Annotated in this window: 3 protein-coding genes; all 3 read left to right on the top strand. The window is 54.8% G+C overall.

The window, feature by feature from the left end; genetic code table 11:
* A partial coding sequence (locus EK23_RS23810; RefSeq protein WP_045227387.1) for a TonB-dependent receptor occupies positions 1-1,998 on the top strand: 1,998 nt, incomplete at its 5' end.
* A gap of 70 nt (positions 1,999-2,068) precedes the next feature.
* The gene (locus EK23_RS21155; protein WP_045227386.1) at positions 2,069-2,506 is read left to right on the top strand and encodes a hypothetical protein; all 438 of its coding nucleotides are present in this window, start codon (positions 2,069-2,071) and stop codon (positions 2,504-2,506) included.
* Positions 2,507-2,836: 330 nt separating this feature from the next.
* Positions 2,837-3,258 (top strand): FecR domain-containing protein (locus tag EK23_RS21150; protein ID WP_045227385.1); only part of this gene is annotated, 422 nt, incomplete at its 3' end.

The following is a 3,258-nucleotide window of genomic DNA, read 5'->3' as shown; positions in this document are numbered from 1 at the left end:
GCCCAGGGCCAGTACGACCTGGCCAAGCAATACGACCCCAAGGACCCCACCCCCTGGTTCTACGACGCCATCAAGAAACAGGCGGAAAATCGGCCCGTCGAGGCCTTGCGCAACCTCGACCAGTCCATACGCCTGAACGACAATCGCATCGTCTATCGCTCGAAACAGCGTCTTGACGATGACCTGGCCGCCCGGAGCGCCAGCCTGGCACGAATCTATGCCACGCTAGGCTTCGACCAGCGCGCTCTGTTTGAAGGATGGCGCTCCTCGATCGATTCACCAACGACCTTTTCGGCGCACCGGCTGCTTTCGGACGCCTACCGAGCCCTTAGCCGCCATGAACTCGCCCAGTCCAGCGAATTGTTTCAGTCGCAGCTGCTGCAACCCGCCAGCATGACTCCCATTCAGCCTCGGCTCGCTGAGACCACTCTGCTCATTCCCGACAACACGGGCCCCGCATTGCCGGGCTTCAACGAATTCAACCCGCTCTTCGTGCGCGACCGCTTGGGACTGCAGGTTTCGGGACTGGCCGGGGGATTCGATACCTACTCGGATGAAGTCGTGCAGTCCGGCGTGAAAGGACGCGCATCCTACAGCCTCGGTCAGTTCCATTATGAAACCAATGGATTCCGCGCCAATAACGACCTGCGCCACGATATTTACTCCGCGTTCGCCCAGTACCGATTGACACCGGATATCGATGTGCAAGCAGAATACCGCCATAGGGAAAGCGAGGTGGGAGATCTGCGCCTGCGCTTCGACAACGCCTTTTCTCCTTTCCAGCGCACGCATATTCGCCAGGATAATGCGAGGATTGGAGGCAGTTGGAACATTGCGCCACAGCATCGTGTGCTGGCCTCGTACTCTTATCAGGACCGGAACTATTTGCGCACCGACCTCATTGACATTCCACAATCCGGCGTGCGCCCAGGTAAGCAAACAAACACCCGAGTCAACATGCCCACCACTTCGCACGTGGGTGAGCTCGAATATCTATTTACCTCCGAGCGAGTCAATTCGATTCTTGGCGCGGGCTATTCCGAGCAAGACTCACAACAGATTAATGACTCTGTCATAACCACTTATGGGGGCACCCTCCCTGCACCCATCACCCTGGCGCCGACGAATGCTCGACTTGATTTGGATGCCCGTCACGGCAACGTCTTCCTATACAACCATGTGCGCATTCTGGATTCGCTCAAATGGACCGTAGGCGTAAGCTATGACGCCTTCCGCCGCGCAGATCTGGATCTGGACACGGTCAACCCCAAACTGGGCCTCATTTGGAATGTTACACCCGACACTGCACTGCGGGCCGCCTGGTTCCAGTATCAGAAGCGGCTGTTTTCTACGCAGCAGACTTTGGAGCCCACTCACGTGGCAGGTTTTAATCAAATGTTTGACGATATCGACGCCACCCGAAGTACACGCTATGGCGTCGGTGTCGACCAGCGCTTTGGGGAGAATTGGAAGGCAGGCGCGGAATTGTCATGGCGCGACTTGAAAGTCCCCAATATCAACGCGGAGTTCGGAACCGTCATGCACGAGCAGAGCGAGCAGGCGCACCGTGCCTATGTGTATTGGACGCCTTCGGAACAGTTGGCTATTGGAGCTTCCTATTTTTACGAAGCCACACATAATCCCTTGCAAGATGCCAAGCAAGATGACGCGAAGTCGCTGATTCGCACCCATCGTGCGCCGATCACCCTCAGTTACTTTCACCCTACAGGTTTCTTCGCCACCGCGGCCCCCAGTTTTGTTTACCAAAAAGTAAACTACAGGGTGGATGATCGGAGCGCCAGCGATACCTTCTGGGTCTTGGATGTTTCCCTGGGATACCGACTGCCAAAGCGCTACGGTATTGTAACGCTTGGCGCCAAGAATCTTACGGATGAGCATTTCCATTTTGAAGATACCAACCTGCAGACCAGTGAACCTGTAAATCCCTTATTTCAGCCTCGCCGATACTTTTACGCGCAGTTTACGCTGTCATTCTGATGTATGGCCCGGCGAATCATCTGATCAACCTGGATTCTCAAATCAATGTGAATAAAAGGGGCTTTTAATCATGACTTCCGCAAAATCACAGCTTAAAAACGACAGGCTCATTTTAGCTCTTTTGATGATTACCATCATGCTGCTGCTTTACGTCATATTTAAGACAAAAAGCGAAGAAATAGGCATCGGCTTAGGAGATCGGATAACACTGGTTAACCCGGAAACCAAAAAGGAACTGCCGTTGCAATCCTGTGGCCAGGAGTGCCAACTATTCACCTCCCAAAACCGGATCATTGGCACTACGTCCGCCCAGATCATCGACTCCGAGCGTCTAGGCAGCGCGACATGCTGTACCACCGTTTCGGAGACAACGATACAAGAGGGCGTTGCCACCACAAGCACCATGGAAACCTGCTGCCATTACCCGGACAAAAGCCAGTGCAAACCCAAATGGTGGAAGAAGCCAGGCTACGCAAATCCACAAAGCTGTTCAACGAAGTTTCAGTGATACCAGCCCCTCACAGCTAAGTTAATGCGTTATGGCGATCCTTTGAACCGGCTCATCGGGAGGTATTGTCACGCTCCCTGATTGTGCATGTCCTTGTGATTTCCCGTGACTGTGCCAAAATGCCTCACTTGATTTCTTGGATATCATCAAGCATGCGCCGTGGGGGCCAGGGACACTAGGGAAACGCCGATTAATTCACTTTCATGTTTTCATGGTCTTTTTTAATCAGCCGGTTACGTGTACGCCGCAAGCAGAAAACCTATTTAATCTGTGCTTCCCTAGGACTATGTCTCTCCGGGCCTTGCGGAGACATCGTGCGTTTCAGGTGGGATGAACTCTTTCAAAGCCAAGCGCCTTTTCGCCATGGGGTTAGCCATTCTGCCCGGCCCTTTGTGGGCAGGGTGCGAGCATCCGGTTGCCAGGTTGGTCGCGGCCCAAGGCGAGGTGCGCGGCCAGGAATCCGGGCGCAACGACTGGCACGCGGCCATCGCCAACCAAGGATTTTGTGCCGGAGACAAAATCCGCACCCAGGAGCGCAGCCGAGCGACCCTAGCGCTGAATAATCAGACCTATCTGACGCTGGACCAACGCACAACCGTGGTGCTGTCCGGTTTGCAGGAGAAAAAGCCCTCCTGGCTGGATCTGCTGAAAGGCGCCATCTACCTGCGCAGCCGCACCCCCAGTTCCCTCGACGTCAAGACTCCCTTCATCAACGCCGCCATCAAGGGCACCGAGTTCCTGGTCGCCAGCGG

It is taken from the genome of Methyloterricola oryzae (assembly GCF_000934725.1).
Taxonomy (GTDB): Bacteria; Pseudomonadota; Gammaproteobacteria; order Methylococcales; family Methylococcaceae; genus Methyloterricola; species Methyloterricola oryzae.
The sequence above is the reverse complement of the archived record's forward strand: the minus strand, read 5'-3'. Positions and strand labels throughout refer to the sequence as shown.